Annotated in this window: 14 protein-coding genes; 5 read left to right on the forward strand and 9 right to left on the reverse strand. The window is 34.3% G+C overall.

The window, feature by feature from the left end; translation table 11 throughout:
* The first annotated feature begins 171 nt into the window (after positions 1-171).
* Genes C7P63_RS08525 through lplA form a run of 3 tightly spaced genes read left to right on the forward strand, consistent with a single transcriptional unit; the run spans position 172 to position 2,254 of the window.
* The gene (locus C7P63_RS08525; protein ID WP_125943735.1) at positions 172-417 is read left to right on the forward strand and encodes a biotin/lipoyl-containing protein; all 246 of its coding nucleotides are present in this window, start codon (positions 172-174) and stop codon (positions 415-417) included.
* Positions 414-1,268 (forward strand): lipoyl synthase, encoded by an 855-nt coding sequence (gene lipA / locus C7P63_RS08530; RefSeq protein ID WP_125943736.1) that lies wholly within the window; start codon positions 414-416, stop codon positions 1,266-1,268. Before C7P63_RS08525 ends, lipA begins: the two co-directional genes overlap by 4 nt.
* Positions 1,265-2,254, forward strand: coding sequence for a lipoate--protein ligase (lplA, locus tag C7P63_RS08535; RefSeq protein WP_125943737.1), 990 nt, complete (start codon positions 1,265-1,267; stop codon positions 2,252-2,254). Before lipA ends, lplA begins: the two co-directional genes overlap by 4 nt.
* Positions 2,255-2,304: 50 nt before the next feature.
* On the opposite strand, the gene C7P63_RS08540 is transcribed toward lplA, so the two are convergent.
* The 3 genes from C7P63_RS08540 to C7P63_RS08550 form a co-directional block, all read right to left on the reverse strand.
* Positions 2,305-3,990 carry a sensor histidine kinase gene (locus C7P63_RS08540; RefSeq protein ID WP_125943738.1) on the reverse strand — a complete coding sequence of 562 codons (1,686 nt, stop codon included), beginning with the start codon at positions 3,988-3,990 and terminating at the stop codon, positions 2,305-2,307.
* 82 nt (positions 3,991-4,072) lie between these two features.
* On the reverse strand, positions 4,073-5,713 hold the full coding sequence (locus C7P63_RS08545; protein ID WP_125943739.1) for a protein O-GlcNAcase: 1,641 nt from the start codon (positions 5,711-5,713) through the stop codon (positions 4,073-4,075).
* Positions 5,714-5,715: 2 nt separating this feature from the next.
* The gene (locus C7P63_RS08550) at positions 5,716-6,795 is read right to left on the reverse strand and encodes a GntR family transcriptional regulator (RefSeq protein ID WP_125943740.1); all 1,080 of its coding nucleotides are present in this window, start codon (positions 6,793-6,795) and stop codon (positions 5,716-5,718) included.
* A gap of 176 nt (positions 6,796-6,971) precedes the next feature.
* On the opposite strand from C7P63_RS08550, the gene C7P63_RS08555 reads away from it, so the two are divergent.
* Positions 6,972-8,273 (forward strand): glycoside hydrolase family 125 protein, encoded by a 1,302-nt coding sequence (locus C7P63_RS08555; RefSeq protein WP_125943741.1) that lies wholly within the window; start codon positions 6,972-6,974, stop codon positions 8,271-8,273.
* A 20-nt stretch (positions 8,274-8,293) separates the two neighbouring features.
* The gene (locus C7P63_RS08560) at positions 8,294-11,002 is read left to right on the forward strand and encodes an alpha-mannosidase (RefSeq protein ID WP_125943742.1); all 2,709 of its coding nucleotides are present in this window, start codon (positions 8,294-8,296) and stop codon (positions 11,000-11,002) included.
* A gap of 38 nt (positions 11,003-11,040) precedes the next feature.
* Here the strand turns inward: C7P63_RS08560 and C7P63_RS08565 are convergent, their stop codons facing one another.
* The 6 genes from C7P63_RS08565 to C7P63_RS08590 all read right to left on the reverse strand — a co-directional run bounded on the left by C7P63_RS08565 (position 11,041) and on the right by C7P63_RS08590 (position 17,516).
* On the reverse strand, positions 11,041-11,910 hold the full coding sequence (locus C7P63_RS08565; RefSeq protein ID WP_125943743.1) for an ROK family protein: 870 nt from the start codon (positions 11,908-11,910) through the stop codon (positions 11,041-11,043).
* A 32-nt stretch (positions 11,911-11,942) separates the two neighbouring features.
* Positions 11,943-13,355: a response regulator transcription factor gene (locus C7P63_RS08570; protein WP_125943744.1), complete on the reverse strand. Its 1,413-nt coding sequence runs from the start codon at positions 13,353-13,355 to the stop codon at positions 11,943-11,945.
* 71 nt (positions 13,356-13,426) lie between these two features.
* Entirely contained in the window at positions 13,427-14,032 is a 606-nt protein-coding gene (locus tag C7P63_RS08575) for a DUF624 domain-containing protein (protein ID WP_125943745.1), read from the reverse strand.
* An 89-nt stretch (positions 14,033-14,121) separates the two neighbouring features.
* On the reverse strand, positions 14,122-15,597 hold the full coding sequence (locus C7P63_RS08580) for an ABC transporter substrate-binding protein (RefSeq protein WP_125943746.1): 1,476 nt from the start codon (positions 15,595-15,597) through the stop codon (positions 14,122-14,124).
* 50 nt (positions 15,598-15,647) lie between these two features.
* A complete protein-coding gene (locus C7P63_RS08585; protein WP_125943747.1) occupies positions 15,648-16,568 on the reverse strand; it encodes a carbohydrate ABC transporter permease in 921 nt (306 codons plus the stop codon).
* A 15-nt stretch (positions 16,569-16,583) separates the two neighbouring features.
* A complete protein-coding gene (locus C7P63_RS08590) occupies positions 16,584-17,516 on the reverse strand; it encodes an ABC transporter permease (protein ID WP_207853020.1) in 933 nt (310 codons plus the stop codon).
* Between the last annotated feature and the right edge of the window lie 474 nt (positions 17,517-17,990).

A 17,990-nucleotide genomic window follows, 5' to 3' on the forward strand; every position in this document is an offset into this window, starting at 1 on the left:
TTTTATATTCATCAGTATTTGTCAAAGTTTTAAAATACACTATTGTTTTTTAATAACCAATTTAAAGCAAAAAACAGTTTTTTTCACAGACTTTTTCCTTCTACTCTTTTTCTTTAAATAGCCATCCGTTAAGATAAATTTAGATTTGATTTTGAAGGGAGAAGACTAACGATGCTTTATGATGTGACGTTTCCAAAATTAACAGCTAAAACGGAAAAAGGAATGCTTGTTTCTTGGTTAAAAAATGTAGGGGATTTCATTGAAAAAGATGAAGTGTTATACGAAGTTGAAACAGACAAAGCTGTACATGAAATTGAATGTCCTTATTCTGGTATTGTCACTAAACATTATCAACCAGAAGGAACTGTTTTATACTTAAATGATTTAGTCGCTCAAATAGAGGAGGCTAGCTTATGACTCAAATAAAACCACGAATTCGCTTTAACCAACAAAAAGTAACACAAATGAATCAAATTATGTCTCAACTAGCTTTAAATACGGTCTGTAGCGAAGCTTCTTGCCCTAATTTAGGTGAATGCTATACTAACGGAACAGCTACCTTTATGATCCTCGGTAAACATTGCTCAAGAAATTGTCGTTTTTGTGACGTAACGTTTGGTCATATGGAGGCAGTCGACCCTTTAGAACCTATTCACTTGGCTAAAGCTAGTCAACAACTCGAACTAGGCCACGTTGTTATTACTAGTGTGGCTAGAGATGACTTGGCAGATGGTGGCGCTAGTCAATTTGCCAAAACGATTGCCGCATTAAAAGAACAAAGTCCTGACACTAAAATTGAAGTGTTAATTCCAGACTTTTTAGGAAATCCTGATAGTCTAGATCAGATTATTCAAGCAAAACCTGACATTATTAATCATAATATTGAAACAGTGGCTCGTTTATCTAAACAAGTCAGACACCGAGCAACCTATGAACGCTCACTTTCGGTGCTTCATTACATTCATACCCAAGCTCCAAACATCTATACTAAAACAGGTATTATGCTTGGTTTAGGTGAAACAAAAGAAGAAGTAGAACAAGCTATGACTGATGCTTTAGCTGTAGGGGTAGATTTTTTTACAATCGGTCAATATTTACAACCATCTAGTCGGCACTATCCTTTAAAAGAGTATGTACCAGCTGACACTTTTAAAGACTACTACCGGTTAGGCATGGCAAAAGGATTTAAATTTGTTGCCAGTTCACCGACAGTTAGAAGTTCTTACCGAGCTAAGGAAGCTTTAACATTAGGTGGGCATTCAATATGATTTATATAGAAACCCAGTCAACTTCCCCAACTTTTAACTTAGCCGTAGAGGAATATCTATGCCAAACTCAAACACTAACAGAACCTGTTTTTTTATTTTGGCAAACTGAACCAACCGTTATGCTTGGTAGATATCAAAACATTTATCAAGAAGTGGACTTGCCTCTCCTTCAGAAAGATCAAATCCAACTAGTTAGACGAACAACTGGTGGTGGCTGTATTTATACGGATCTTGGAGGGTTTCAATTTAGTTTTATTATTCCTAAAAACAGCCAAGAAATTGATTTTTCTGACTATCTTAAACCAATTATTAACGTGTTAAACAGCTTTCACCTAGCTGTTACCTGTGATACTCGAAATGATTTATTACTACACAACAAAAAAATCTCTGGAAATGCTCAGGCTAGTCGGCATGGTTATACGTTACATCATGGAAGTTTATTGTTTCAAACCGACCTAGATAGTATGACTCGCTACCTTAAAGCCCCTAAATACACTATGGCTCAGGCAGGCATTCAATCAGTAAAATCGAGAGTAGCCAACCTAACAGATTACTTAACTGAATCTTACTCAGCAAAGGAATTTAAAGAGTTATTTTTACACTATCTAATGGCTAGCCACCCTATTCAATCTTATACATTAAAACCTGAAGAAGTCACCCATATCCAGCTAATTCAGCATCAATTATTTGAAAACCCTGATTGGCTAATAGGGAAAAACCCACCAGTTTCCTTAACTCAATCTACCAAACTTAAAGGTGGTCACTTAACTATTGCAGCTGATATAAAGGCTGGACTAATCCAACACATCCAGTTTACTGGAGACTTTTTTACAACTGGTCATATAGAACAACTGGAAGAAAGTTTAGAAAATTGTCCCTTTACCTACGAAGCAGTTAAATCTAAGTTACTTACTTCTGACACAGCTATTTATCAAATTACTACAGAAGACATTTTACAGTTGCTTTTTCCAACTTCTTCCACTTAAAAAAACTGCCTCTCTTATTTGATAACATCATAAGAGAGGCAGTTCTATTTTTAGGTAAGAATAGGTAAATATAAAGTAATTAACACTCCACCACTAGAACTTGTGGTTAATGTAAAGCGGTAAGTTTCACCAAAATAGCCTTTCAAGCGTTCATTTACATTTTGTACCCCAATAGATTTATGTAAAATAGCCGGCTCTTCTAATTTGGTTAATAATTTTTCTTTCTCTAAAGAAGACATTCCCCGACCGTTATCTTCAATCATAATTTTAGCAAAGGATCCTTCTTTTACTGCAACAACTCGCAACGCATTATCCACCCGGCTATAATCAATCCCGTGAACAAAATAATTTTCTACTAAAGGTTGTAACGTAAATTTAGGTAATTCTAACTCCCTTAATTCTTCATCTAATGAAAAAGAATAGGCAATTCTGTGAGGATAGCGCATTTGATATAAATATACATATTTTTCACAGAAAAGTAATTCTTGTTCCAATGTGGTCGTTTTTTCTTGGGAAATATTATTCCGTAATAAACTAGCAAAAGCATAGACCACATCTGCTAGTTCCTCTGCTTCAATATTGACTGCATACATGCGAATATACTCTAATGTATTATATAGAAAATGAGGATTAATCTGAGCTTGCAGAGCTTTCATATGTGCATCTTTTTGTTCAATCTCTAATTGATAAATATCTTGAATATATTGATTAATCCGGTCAATCATATGGTTGATATTTGCCGCTATCTCTGCTAATTCTCCTTCTTGATTGTCTACTGAAATCCGCTGAATTTTATCATCCTTAGCCACTTGATGTAATTCATTATTAATATGAGTGACTTCGGCAACATAATCTTTAAAGGTTAATCTAAGGGTCACAATTAAAATGACATCTAACACTAAACTAATAAATAGAATAAGCCACAACCGACTAAGTTCTTGTTTAATCACTGCCACAGTAGAAATTTTAGCTACGACATCTATTCCCGAGGCAGTACTATATTGATAGTACCTATCCTGTTTATCCACAAGTTCACTCAACTTACTAATCCGGTCAACAAAAGGTTGGGGGGTGGGGGAATACTGAAAAGCCACATCATTAGTATTTTTAATCGCAAAAACTTCTACTGCTGGATACCGCTCACAAATATTAGCTAACTCTTTGATTAATGCGGTTTTCTCAATATCTAAAGACACAATCCCTACCGTTTCTAGATTATCTGGATTAATTAAAGGTCTAGCTAGTTGGATATATTGATCTTTTTGCGTCAATTTATCTCTTTTTTGTCCTTCTTTTAATTTTTGAGTACTATAAAAAGCCTGTTTTTCCTCAGTAAAGGAAATCCCTAAACCAGCAATATCTGGATAAACGAAAAAAAACTCGGTGGAAAAATTAGGTAAATAGAAAAAATTATCTTGGGTTTCTGCTTGATAGCCATGTAAAGAGTAAGCAAGATAATCTGCTTGATTTAGTTGAAAATATTTAGATAGGTTCTGAATTTTTTTAGGAGAATCCGTTAAGTCTTTAGCTACTCGTAGTAAAATTTGATCTTTTTCATTTAAAAACTGAGTCGTTTGATAAGAAGCTCGCTCAATCACATTATTTGCCTCGTTATAACTATTATAAATGTTTACCCCACTGACGATTAACGCAAACACACTAATAATCCCTATCATAATAGATGAGTAAAGCCGCATTAAATTTAACATGGTCTGTTTATTTTTTCGTTTAAACATCTTTTTCCTCCTTTCCCACTACTTCTTTTCTTTTAGTTTAGCATAAAACCCGAATACCTTGAGATATTCGGGTTTTACTACCTTAGTGTTTCTCTAAATAATTCATAGGAATATTAGTTCCAATTCTATGTGGATAAGTCAGTAATTGCTCTTTTTCTTTGGCAATCTTTTGGCAGTCTTCTGTTAAGATGGTTTGCCAAAACTGCCAGTCTTTTTCACATCTTGCTAACCAAGGCGCTATTTTTTCCTGAAAAGCAGGCTGGTCGATTTCTTTTAACTGTCTACTTGCTTTTAGCAACTGCTCTAAATAAGCTGTTAACTTTTCAGTATCCTTCAAGCGAATGCCTTCTTTAATGTCAAAAGGAATTGGCTCCTGTGTATATTTATTTTGATTGTGCCAAGCAAATATTTTAAGTGCCTCCGCTAATTCAGTGGAACCCGTGTAATGTTCTAAGGTTTCTTGCCAAGCATGAACCACTTTATAGGCCTGGGTATCCCATAAATAACGACTCATATTATCCACAGTTAACTTAGATATTTCCCACTGAGCCATTGGGTTTGAAACAATCCCTTGCACATTAAATGATGCTTGATTTAAATAAGGTGACCGATTTTCATATGGGCTCATAAAAAGTAACTCATAATCTTTTTGATAGTCATTAACAGGAACATTATCCCAGATAATCATAGGACGTTGATAAATACTAGCCATTAACTCAATATCTTTGGTTCTAATATGTGATGCTAGTGTACTTGGTCCTGTCCAAAATAATGGAATATGACTAGGAAGTTCTTCGTTTAATTGTTCTAAATAAAGGGAATCATGGGAATTATCATATTCTGTTGGACAAGCCACTAGTTGATAATCATGTAGTACTTGGCTTAAATACTGATCAACTTGAGAAATAATAAAAGCATGAGCACTAGCTGATGAAGAAAATCTTTTCTTCGCTTCTCCTTTTAGAATATAGTCAATGTCGTCTAATAATAAACCAAAGTGCCGAATGCCTAAATTAATCAGTTGATCTAATTTATCTGTTAACACTTTCATCTCTTCAGGTTGCGTATAAGCTATATCATTTCCTGGACTAATCATGTACCAAAAATCAACTTGTTCTTCCTCAGCTACAACTAACAGTTCTTTAAACTTGTCTAACTCTTGTTCTGGATAAGGTTTGCGCCATAATTTACGTTGGTATTCATCATCTTTAGGCGCATACATATACGTATTTAACCGATGTTCTCCTAAAAAATGTAGACAATCTAAACGATCTTCATGAGTCCAAGGAATACCATAAAATCCTTCAATTACTCCTCTTAGTTGGAAAGAAGGCGTATGGTAAATAGATATCAGTGGACAATTTATCCCTGTTTCACTCACTTGCCATAACTTGAAAAATGCTTCTTTGGCATAACGAAAGCCGCGCATGTTTTTAGTTTTCACCGTAATAGCTTTATCAGTTACTTCTAAACTAAAGCCATCTGGTTTTAAATTGCGGTCAAATTCATGAGAAAAAACAATATCTGCTGGCTGGCTTTCTTCCCCTGTCACCCATTTAATAAAACTTGGACTCTCTTTTTCAATCACTTGATTAGCTTGTTCAAATCGGTAAAATTTTCCTCTAAACTGAATAGCGATAATCTTATTAGGAAAAGTAAGATACTCTCCTCTAGTGTAAACCTCTGAATAGTCTGAAAAAAGTTGAGATAAATCTGTTGTCATAGTTAATCTACTCCTTTGTCCCTTTCTTTTGAACTGCCTCTTATAATTAAATCAACAGGAATCACTTTTGGTCGTTGAGAGCTAACTGGCTGATGTAAGTGCTCCATCAATAGTTTAGCTGCAGTTTTTCCCATTTGATAAAAATCTTGTGATAAGGTGGTTAATTTAGGATCGACTAAACTTGCCGCTTGAATATTATCAAAGCCAACTAAGGCAACCTGCTCAGGTATTTGGATCTCTAATTTTTTCAAAGCAGTCATTAAGCGAATGGCGATAACATCATTTTCCACGACTAACCCAATTTTTTCTTTCTTTCCACCAATCTCCTTGATAATGTCATCAAAAAAGTTGGGAAGATTTTCACCACTTTCTTTAGCAAAGTGACGACCTTCTTTTCCTTGTTGGTGAAGAGCTTTTAAATAGCCAAAATAACGATCTCTTACAGAAGAAATTTCTGCTAAAGGTTCTGTACTTATAAACCAAACTTCCTCACACTGTTCCCCTAGTAAATGTTCAGTAGCTAAAAAGCCACCTAATTCATTATCTGCCAATACAGAAGGAAACGGAATATTCTCAACCGTTTTATCTAATAGTACCACTGGCATTTTCTCTAAATAACACTGATATAAAAAATCTAAACTTTCTTGAGTTCCTCTTGGGTAGTAAATCAAACCAGCATATTCAGCTAACAACTTTTGTCTCTCTTCTAAACTAAAAGATTGATGAGGTTGAATATGTAGCCGGTAATTGGTTTGTTCTAGATAATTCATAATTCCTTGGGCATAGTTACCAAAACCTGGGTCTTCTGCAAAGGGCAACATGAATAATACATCTGTCTTATCCTCTAAAAATACTGGCTTCTCTTCCTGTGTGGACACAAAACTTCCTTTGCCTCTTAACCGGTAAATAAACCCGTCATTTTCTAACTCTACTAGAGCACGTTTAGAAGTAATACGGCTCACCTGATACATGTCCGCCAACTCTAACTCCGTAGGTAACTGATCTCCCTCTTGATAAGTTTGATTCATTATTTTTAATTTTAAGTCTTGATATATCTTTTGATATAAAGGCTGTTTTGTCATATCATTCTCTCCTATTAATTGCTTTCTCTACTAATAGTTTCTTTTATCTTCTTTGATATAATACCATAAATTTCCACTAAAAAATCTTTTTTTGAAAGCGCTAGACATTTAACATGATATACCATATAATGTATTTTGTAAACAATTGATATATCATTAAAAAGGAGAACTAGACTATGGCTTATCAAGAAATTCCAAAATCAGTACAAACATTTATGGATCATATGACTCAAAAATGTGAGGAAAGTCATCCTCATTGGGCTAAAAATTTTAATGCAGGATTTGCTAATACATTATTAACTACTGTAAGACGCTATGAAGATGGCAGTACTTTTCTACTAACTGGGGATATTCCTGCTATGTGGTTAAGAGACTCCACTGCTCAGTTTCGTCCTTATTTAATTATTGCTAAAGAAGATGAAGATATCCGTCAATTAATTGCCGGTCTTGTTAAGCGTCAATTTATGTATATCAATATTGATCCTTATGCAAATGCCTTTAACGAGGAAGCTAATGGAGCTGGTCATCAAACTGATAAAACTGAGATGAACCCTTGGATTTGGGAAAGAAAATATGAGGTAGATTCCTTATGTTACCCTATTCAATTAGCTTATTTACTTTATAAACAAACTGGCGAAACAAGCCATTTCAATGAAGATTTCCACGAAGGAGTGAAAAAGATTTTACATCTTTGGAAAGTGGAACAACAACACGAAAATTCTCCATATCTTTTTGAACGAGATACTTGGCGAAAAGAAGATACTTTAACTCATGACGGTAAAGGAACGCCTGTCAAAGAAACTGGCATGACCTGGTCTGGCTTTAGACCAAGTGATGATGCTTGCCAATACGGTTATTTAGTTCCTTCTAACATGTTTGCCGTTGTAGTGTTAGGTTATTTAGAGGAACTTTACCAAACTATTTTTAATAACGAAGACATTGCCAAAAAAGCTGGCACTTTAAAAGAAGATATTGATCAAGGTATTAAACAATATGCCAAAGTTAACAATCAGGCTGGCAAAGAAATTTATGCCTATGAAGTAGACGGTTTTGGTAACTACTCTATTATGGATGACTCTAATGTTCCTAGCTTAATGGCTGCACCTTATCTAGGCTATTGCGATAAAACAGATCCTACTTACTTAGCCACAAGACAAACATTACTTAGCCAAGAAAATCCTTATTACTATGAAGGAACTCATGCTAAAGGAATTGGTAGTTCTCATACGCCTGAAAACTATATTTGGCCGATTGCTTTATCGATTGAAGGTCTAACAAGTCCAGATAAAAAAGAAAAAGAAAGAATTTTAGATTTATTAGTAGCCAATGATGGTGGAACTAACTTGATGCATGAAGGTTTCGATGTTAATAATCCAGATAACTTTACAAGAGAATGGTTCTCTTGGGCAAATATGATGTTTTGTGAACTTGTGATGGATTATTTTGACATTCGAATTGATGCTCACTACCCTAACTAATTTTGAAAGGAATCACTAACATGACCAAAAAAAAAGTATACATTATTTCTCATAGCCATTGGGACCGTGAATGGTATATGCAATATGAACAACATCATATGAGACTGATTCAATTGATGGATGATTTATTAGATTTATTTAAAGAAGATCCTGATTTTAATAGTTTTCATCTAGATGGACAAACTATTGCTATAGATGATTATTTAGAAGTTCGACCTGAAAGAAAAGAAGAAGTTCAACAAGCTATTACAGCTGGCAAATTAAAAATTGGCCCTTTTTATATCTTACAAGATGATTTTTTAATCAGTAGTGAAGCTAACGCAAGAAATACCTTAATTGGGATGGAAGAAAGTAAAAAATGGGGAGATCCTGTCATGCTTGGCTACTTTCCAGATACCTTTGGCAATATGGGACAAACCCCTCAAATGATGCAAGAAGCAGGGATTAAAGCAGCCGCCTTTGGACGTGGTGTTAAACCTACTGGCTTTGACAATGCTGTCATTCATGATGAAAAATATACCTCTCAATTTTCTGAAATGTGGTGGGAAGGTCCCGATAACTCTAAAATTTTTGGCTTATTGTTTGCCAATTGGTACAGTAACGGAAATGAAATCCCAGCTACTAAAGAAGAAGCTATCAAGTTTTGGGATAAAAAATTAGCAGAGGCAGAACGTTATGCTTCTACTAAACACTTACTAATGATGAATGGAGTCGATCACCAACCAGTCCAAAAAGATGTGACTGCAGCCATTCAATTAGCTAATGAGTTATATCCTGATTATGAATTTATCCATAGTAATTTTGATGACTATTTAACAGCAGTTATGGCTGATTTACCTGAAAATTTAAGTACGGTTAACGGAGAGCTAACTAGTCAAGAAACAGATGGTTGGTATACATTGGCTAACACAGCTTCTGCTCGTATTTATTTAAAACAAAAAAATACAGATGTTCAGCGTCAACTAGAAAACATAGCGGAACCTTTAGCTACTATGGCTTACGAAGTGACTAACAGCTATCCTCATGACACCTTACGCTACGCTTGGAAAACATTGATGCAAAACCATCCTCATGATAGTATTTGCGGATGTAGTGTTGACTCAGTTCACCGTGAAATGATGACTCGCTTTGAAAAAGCTGAAGAAGTTGGTAAATTCGTGGCCGAAGAAGCTAGCCAACAATTAGTTGAAGCAATTCACACAGACAATTTTCCTAAAGATAGTGTGCCTTTTGTCTTATTTAATACATCTGGACATACACTAACTCGTGTGGTGGAAACAAAAATTGAATGGAAACGTCTGACTTTCTCTGAAGGACATCCTCCTCAATTATTCCATCAATTAGAAAAAGAAGCAGAATCTCTTGCTGATTTCGTAGTAATCAACGAGCAAGGAGAAGAAGTTTTAGCTGAAATTACTGGTCATGATATTCAATTTGATTACGATCTACCTAAAGACCGTTTTAGAATTCCTTATATGGCTCTTTACATTAATGTTCGTGTTCCAGTAACTATGCCAGGAATGTCTTGGACCACTTTTGCTTTAAAAGAAGGTAATAAACAATCCGTCACACAATCAGTCATTATTACAGATACTAACGCTGTTCAACTAGAAAATCAGCTAGTAAAAGTAGAGGTAGCTGAAAATGGTCTAATAACCTTAACAGATAAACAACGACAAAAAACGTATCCACAAGGACTGATTTTTGAAAATGTTGGTGATATTGGAAATGAATATATTTTCAAACAACCTTACGAAGATCAAGCTATTTATGCTCATCAGTTCAATACCCAAATTGAAGTAATCACCAATACTTCTTTAGTTGGAGAAGTTAAAATAACCCAAGAAATGATGATTCCAGTTTCTGCTGAGGATCTATTAGAAAAAGAACAACAAGCTGTGTATGAAATGAGACAAAGACAAGCTAAAAGAAGTCAAACATTAGCTCCGTTAACTTTGACAACTATTTTACGGGTTGAAAAAGATAATCCACAAGTCATGTTTACGACTCACTTTAATAACCAAATGAAAGATCACAGATTACGTGTTCTATTTCCAACGGAATTAAAAACTGAGGTTCATTATGTTGAAAGTATTTTTGAAATAGTTGAACGTCCTAATCAAGTGAATGAAAAAACTTGGCAAAACCCAACTAATCCACAACATCAACATTCATTTGTAAACATTCATGAGAAAACTCATGGCATGACGGTGGCTAATTATGGATTAAATGAGTACGAAGTTTTACCTGAAAATAACACTATCGCTTTAACTTTATTACGTAGTGTTGGAGAATTAGGAGATTGGGGTTATTTCCCAACACCAGAAGCTCAATGTTTAGGAGAACAAACTGTACGCTATGCAGTGGAATTACACGGTGATGAATCAGAAGATATGTCCCAATCATTTATCCGAGCACAACAATTCCAAATACCAACTACCTTGGTTCAAACTGATTGCCATATAGGCTCCTTAGCAGCTAATCATCAATTTTTAAAAGTTGATGGCGATGGATATGCTTTAACTGCTTTAAAACATGCCGAAAATGGCCAAGATATTGTCACTCGTGGCTTTAACTTATCTCAACAAAAAGAAACACAAGTAACTTTAAGCATCCCTTCTTATACAGCCCATGAAGCAAATATGTTAGAAGAATTTAAAGAAATTCCTGTACAAACTACCCTTCCTGGTGCTAAAATTCAAACACTTCGTTGGACTACTTCCAACTAAAAAAACTCCCCTATCTATTACTAGATAGGGGAATTTTTTTAGTTGGTTTTATGCCATTCATCTAAAGCTAACAGTAAACATCCTGTAATTCCTGCATTGTCTTTTAAGCCACAAGGAACGATATAAGACTCTAACTTAGGAGTGGCTACATATCCGTTCATCAGTTGCTCATAGTGCTTATAAATAAGTGGGAATAGTTGTGCTTGTTTCATCACTCCACCACCTAAAACAATCATCTCAGGTGATAAAACTAAGGTATAGTTCATCATAGCTTGAGCTAAATAATAAGCTTCAATATCCCAAGCCGTATGACTTTCATCTAATTCCTGTCCTTTTAGACCAAACCGTTTTTCAATCGCTGGACCAGCTGCTAATCCTTCCAAACAGTCTCCGTGAAATGGACAAGTACCTGCATATTCATCTTCTGGATGTCGGCGAACTAAAATATGACCAAGTTCTGGATGACCATAGCCATGGATTACATGATTATCAATCACGACTCCCCCGCCAATTCCTGTTCCCACAGTGATATAAATACAGCTACTTTTACCACGTGCTGCTCCTTTTTTTATTTCTCCGTAAGCTGCCGCATTAACGTCTGTTGTCCAACCTACAGGTATATTGTAACGTTCTTTCACCTTTAATAAGAAAGGATAATTTTGCCAAGCTACCTTGGGTGTTGAAGTGATATAGCCATATGTTTCAGACTGCGGATTAACATCAATCGGACCAAATGAACCAATCCCAATGGCAGATAGCTCATATTGATCAAAAAATGCAAATACTGCTTTCATCGTTTCTTCTGGAGTAGTGGTAGGAATACTCACCCGTTCTTTTATCTCTAACTGTTCATCGCTCACAGCACAAACAAACTTAGTGCCTCCTGCTTCAATTGCGCCAACTAACATAATAAATGACTCCTTCTACCTTTAATTTTGTTTTATTTATGATTTAAATACGCTTCCCGAAATTCCTTTGGTGACATTTCTGTAAAGCGCTTAAAAACTCGGTAATAATAAGGTGGTTCATAGCCAACTGCTAAAGCTACCTCTTGAATACTTTGATCCGTTTCACATAGTAATACTTTAGATTTTTCTATTCGAACTCCGTTAATTAGTTCTGAAAACGTGTGTCCCGTTTCTTTTTTCAATACTTGACCTAAATACATAGGGTTCACATGAAGAGTTTCCGCAATATCTTTTAACAACAAATTTTCTTGATACCGTTCATTTAACAATTTTAATGTTTGTTGTGTCAAAAGACTATAAGACTGAACGGATAAAATAAACTGATAATTTTTCTCCAATATTTGAAAATAAGTGGCTACGTCTTCAATTTTATTTAATTGATGAATTTGCCAATATCTTTTTTCTGAAACATGGCCGCCTTCTTTAGCATTTTTTTCCTCTAACGCTAATTCTAAACGAAGGGTATAATGTTTCACTAACTCTGGATGAACTAAATAAGTCACATATAACTCATAAGCTGTCGTTAATGCCTCGTGTAACTCTTGACTACTTTTAACTTTTGTCATTTGTTCCACTAAGGTTTCAATCTTCGTTGTCGGCGTATCTTGTTCGAAAGAACTTAATGGTTGCACGTCTTCCTTACGATAAAATAAATAGGTGTCTAAAGCTAATTCTAAAGCATCAAATGAAGTCTTTAAGCCCTTACCATCTTCAAACACCTCTCCCACAATCGCTTGCGGTTTCTTCTCATAACTACGTAATAATTGACGTACTTTAGCCCATTCTGTTGCCCGACACATTAAGAAAATCGTTTGATTTTTAGTAGGGATTGCTACATAATCTGCTGAAACTGGTAAAACTACAGTCCCTGTTGTACGCCAAATGACTGGTAACCATTTAGCCTTTTCTTTTCTAAATAAATAAGTAAATAGATCTTCATCAGACATTGTGCCAGAAAGCCATGTATAAAATAAATCAGATTTTCTCTGTTGCTCTTTTTCTAGTAGTTGAACATGTTCTTCTTTGGTTCTTATTAATGTTTTTTCTAGCTCTTTTTTATCTACTGGTTTAACTAAATAATCACTTGCCCCAGCTGCTACAGCACGTTTAGCATAATCGAATTCTCTATGACCACTTAGTAAAATAAAGGCAATATAAGGATAGTCTTTTTTGACTGTTTCTAAAAAATCTAATCCAGTCATACCACCTGCAAATAAAATATCAGATAAAATAATATCTACCGTATGATCTTTTAAATAAGCTAGAGCTTCTTCTGCTGTAAAAAAAGTTTGCACAACTTCTAGACCTAATTGTTGCCATTTAATAATTTTTTTTAGTCCTTCTAAAATCATATATTCATCGTCAACCAACATTACTCTTAACATGTTTGCTCATCCTTATTCTGTGATTCACTCATTTTTTCCAGTGTACCATAGATTTTTTGAATGAAAAAATATTAGTTTGCAGCTAATTCAATTTCACTCAATAACTTATTACCAAAATGACTCATAAAAACAGCTACAGCACCGCTGGTAATAAATAAAAGAAAAGCTGGCACTTTATAGTTAATAATTCCCATAAAAATCATAAAAATTAAGAAAGCTCCCACAGATTTCCATTGATAGAAAAATAAAACAAAGGCTAATTTTAAACCGTTCTTTAGAGAGATATCATAATAATTGTAAATAACGGGAAAGATAAAAAAAGTATAAACTAACATGAATAATAAGCCTAAAATAATAAAAGCCAAGATTAAAAAAGGTAGCCCTGACCACTGCACCGTAGTAATTAAACTAAAAACAAGTAAAGCTAATATGGATAGATAACCTAAAAAGTACATATTTCCAACTTTAGCAAATTGCTTAAAATCAGTCCAAGCTTCTTTAAAGCGAATTTCTTGAAAATCCCACTCTACTTCTTGATATTTATTAGCAATCGCTAAAATAGCTGGCCCTATTCCCAAAACAATGCCACCACATAATGTAATCACCCAGAAATAAGCACTTAGTTTCATCAAATAATAAAACTTATCCATACCACCTTTAATTGTTTTTTCTACCATGATTAATCCCCCTTCTATCTAATAGCTAGATAAGTAGGAAAAACGTCTGAATATATTAGATACCCAGACGTTACTCCCTCACTCATCTCTTATTTCTTTTCTTTTAAAAATGCATCATATTGTGTTTGTACTTCTTTGATTACTTTATCAATACCTGCTTTTTTAAGTTTTTCATTAAACTCTGGAACTGCTTTTTCTGGATCAAGAGTTCCTGTGTGAAGTCCTGCTAAGTATTGGTTAGATACGTTAGAAATGTTAGTGATTTCTGTTTTAATGTTACTTGTGTCTAAGTTAAAGCCAAGTAATGGTGACTCTTCTGCTTCTTTAATAGAAGCATCACGTTCTTTGATTTGTTCATCCGTAATGTTTTTGTTGATGTACAGTTTGCTATTGTCCCCTGTCATCCACGCACCAGAAATAACATTTTGTGCATCGTATTTATCTGTAACTTCCATTCTGTCATTATCTAGTTTTTTCCATGTATCTCCTTCAAGACCATAAACCATTGTAGTTAAAATATCTGGATCAGTGTTAATCAAGTTAATAACTTCAAGAGCTTTTTCTTTTTTCTTAGATGTGCTAGATACTACATAGTTAGCTACCCGTGCTTGTGCATTACTTTTTAGTGGTTTAGTCATTGGAACAGAGATTAATTCACGTTGAGCTGCTTGTGTTAATAAGCTATCACCGTAATCGAAAGGTCCTTGAGTTTCAAGACGCATGAACCAAGTATTGTCTTTTAAGTTATACTCAGTATTGCTAGTTGCAGCATCTTTTGGTACGAAACCTTTTTCATAGAATTTATGCATAGTTGCTAAGTCTTCTTTTAATGTATCTGAAGATTCAAATGGGTTGATAATTTTAGTTTTATCGCCATTAATATCTACTGCTACTGGGAAGTTATTGTCAAAAACATAGTCAATGTTACGACCAATACGTAGACCTTGGCCAGCTGCGATAGTAGTTAATTGTGGTTCTTTTTCTTTAATTGTTTCAAGCATTGGTTCTAAATCTGCCAATGTTTTCACAGTTGATAAATCAAAATTATATTTGTCAATTAATGCTTTAGGGAATGTAAACATGGTTTGAGCAAACACGTTAGCATTCACACCCATTGCATATAATTTTCCATTAATTGTATTTCCTTTAATGTAGGCTGGATCTAAATTTTCATAGGTTTCTTTTGCATATTTAGGTGCTAATTCAGTTAAATCAGCGTAGGCACCTTTTTGAGCGTTAGAAGCAAAACTATTGGCAAAAGCAATATCATAGTCTTCACCTGAAGAAGTAATGACTTGCATTTTTTTATCGAAATCTCCCCAACCAATATATTGAATATTTAGCTTAACACCTAATTCATCTTTCATTTTTTCATTGATGTAGTCCATTGTTTTGTCGTAGCTTTTCGGTTTATCTCCAACTTTGTACATCAAAATAGTTTCTTCGCCGTCTTTACCTTTCGCTTTTTGTTTGTCCCCTTGTAGTGACCCACAACCAGCTAATGTGCCTGCACATAAAGCGACTGTTGCCCCTGTTAATACCGTTTTTTTAAACGACCAATTCATTGATAAATCCCCCTTAATTTTTATATTAGCTCTGATTACTCAGAACAAATTTACTCTTTAACCCCGCCAATTGTTAAACCACTAACAAAATAGCGTTGGAAAAACGGATAACTTGCTGCAATTGGTAAAGTGGAAATAACTACCATAGCCATACGAGTTGCTTCTTTTGGAATACTTCCTCCTACTCCACTTAAAGCAGCACTCATTGCAGCGTTTTTAGTCATATAATCAATATTGTTTTGGATTTTCATCAACAAGTATTGAAGTGGAACTAAATTATCACTTTGAATGTAAAGAAGTGCATTAAACCAATCATTCCAATAAGCTAATGCAGCAAAGAGACTGATTGTAGCAATACCTGGTACTGCTAAAGGTAATACGATTTGGATAAACGTCCGTAGTTCTCCTGCACCGTCAATTTTTGCTGACTCAATAATAGCATCTGGTACAGAACGTCTAAAGAATGTTCGCATCACAATAATATTAAATGGGCTAAGTGCCATAGGTAAAATCAATGCCCAAATGGTGTCTTTTAAATGAAGCATGTTAGTCATAACGATATAGCTTGGTACCATTCCAGCACTGAATAACATAGTTACTAAGGCAAACAACGTAAAGAAACGACGATATTTAAATGTTGGACGAGAAATGGCATAAGCGTAAGTTGAAGTAAAAGTAACATTGACTAACGTGCCAAATATCGTAACAAAAACAGTGATAAACAAAGCTTGTAGTAATTTATCTTTCATCGTGTATAAATAACGATATCCATCTAAACTCCATTCTTGTGGAATTAATTGATAACCATTATGAACCAGAGATTGCTCACTAGTTAATGAAATGACAATAACAAATAAAAATGGAAAGACGCAAGAAAATGCCACAAGTGCGATTAAAATATTGAAAAAGATATTGCTTTTTTTGCCAAAACCTTTAACGTTGACGGATTCTACTTTTTTCTTTTTTCTCATTTTCAAACACCTTTCTTAGAATAATGCGGAACCTTTATCAAAACGGCGCACAATTAAGTTAGTCCCAACTAATAAGATACATCCTACAACAGATTGGTAAAGTCCAGCCGCGGCTGCCATTCCTAAATCTCCTGTGCTTGTTAAACCGTTATACACATAAGTATCTAAAACAGCTGTCACATTATAAAGAGCTCCTGAGTTTTTAGGTAGTTGGAAGAATAACCCAAAATCAGCTTTAAAAATATTTCCAACAGCTAAAATAGTTAAAATCGTAATAAGAGGAACTAATTGTGGAATGGTTACGTGACGAATTTGTTGCCATTTGTTGGCTCCGTCTACTTCAGCAGCTTCATAATAAGTTGGATCGATTCCCATGATAGAAGCAAAATAAATGATACTATTGTAACCAATTCCCTTCCAAACTCCCATAAAGATTAAAATGTATGGCCAATATTTAGAAGTAGTATACCAGTCAATAGCTTCTCCCCCGCCTTTAGTAATAATGGCATTAAACAATCCTTGTTCTGGACTTAAAAAGGCATATAAGAAATAGCTAATAATAATCCAAGATAAAAAGTAAGGGAGTAACATAGAAGTTTGATAAATTTTAATCATTCTTTTAGATCTTAATTCACTTAAAACAACAGCAATTGTTACCGCTAACAATAAATTCAAAATAATAAATGTTACATTATATAACACGGTGTTTCTAGTAATAATAAATGCATCAGATGAAGAGAATAAAAACTTAAAGTTATTCCACCCCACCCAAGGACTTGTTCTCAAACTATCTAGGAAACCATTAGGGCTTAAATGAAAATCTTTAAATGCTACCACATTTCCAAAAACTGGAATGTAGAAGAAGATAATCAACCAAGCTGCACCTGGTAGTGCCATTAATAGTAAAGGCAAATTTTGCTTTAATGTTTTTGTTCTATTTTTTTTCATTCGGCAAGTTCCTTTCTTTATCTATTCAGAGTGTTAGTTATCTCTGATGAGGGATATAAGTGTTTGTTAACTCAAAATAAAAGGCTTTCATTTCCTTTAAACTCTTTTATCTTTAACACTATCAGTCAAACCGATTAAATGAAGGAGCTTTTTGTTTAACTATTAAAACACCGTCACGATGTATTGATATATCATGGTTAAACAGTAAAAGCCTTTTCATTTGAACCAGTTCACAACAACTATCCTTAACGCACCTACATCATATCATATAAAATTCAGTAAAATATATTGATGAAATATAGGAATTTCATGATATATCTATGCTTTGTCTACACGAGTCTTTACTATTTCACAAAAAATAAGTGCTTTCTTTCAGAAGTTATAGTTATACTCCTGTAAAAAAGCACTTATTTATAAAGTTCTATCAGAACAAACCTATTCTTTTTGTTTAATAATTTGTGAAACCAGTAAAGA

This window comes from Vagococcus humatus, assembly GCF_003950325.1.
GTDB classification, from domain to species: Bacteria; Bacillota; Bacilli; order Lactobacillales; family Vagococcaceae; genus Vagococcus_C; species Vagococcus_C humatus.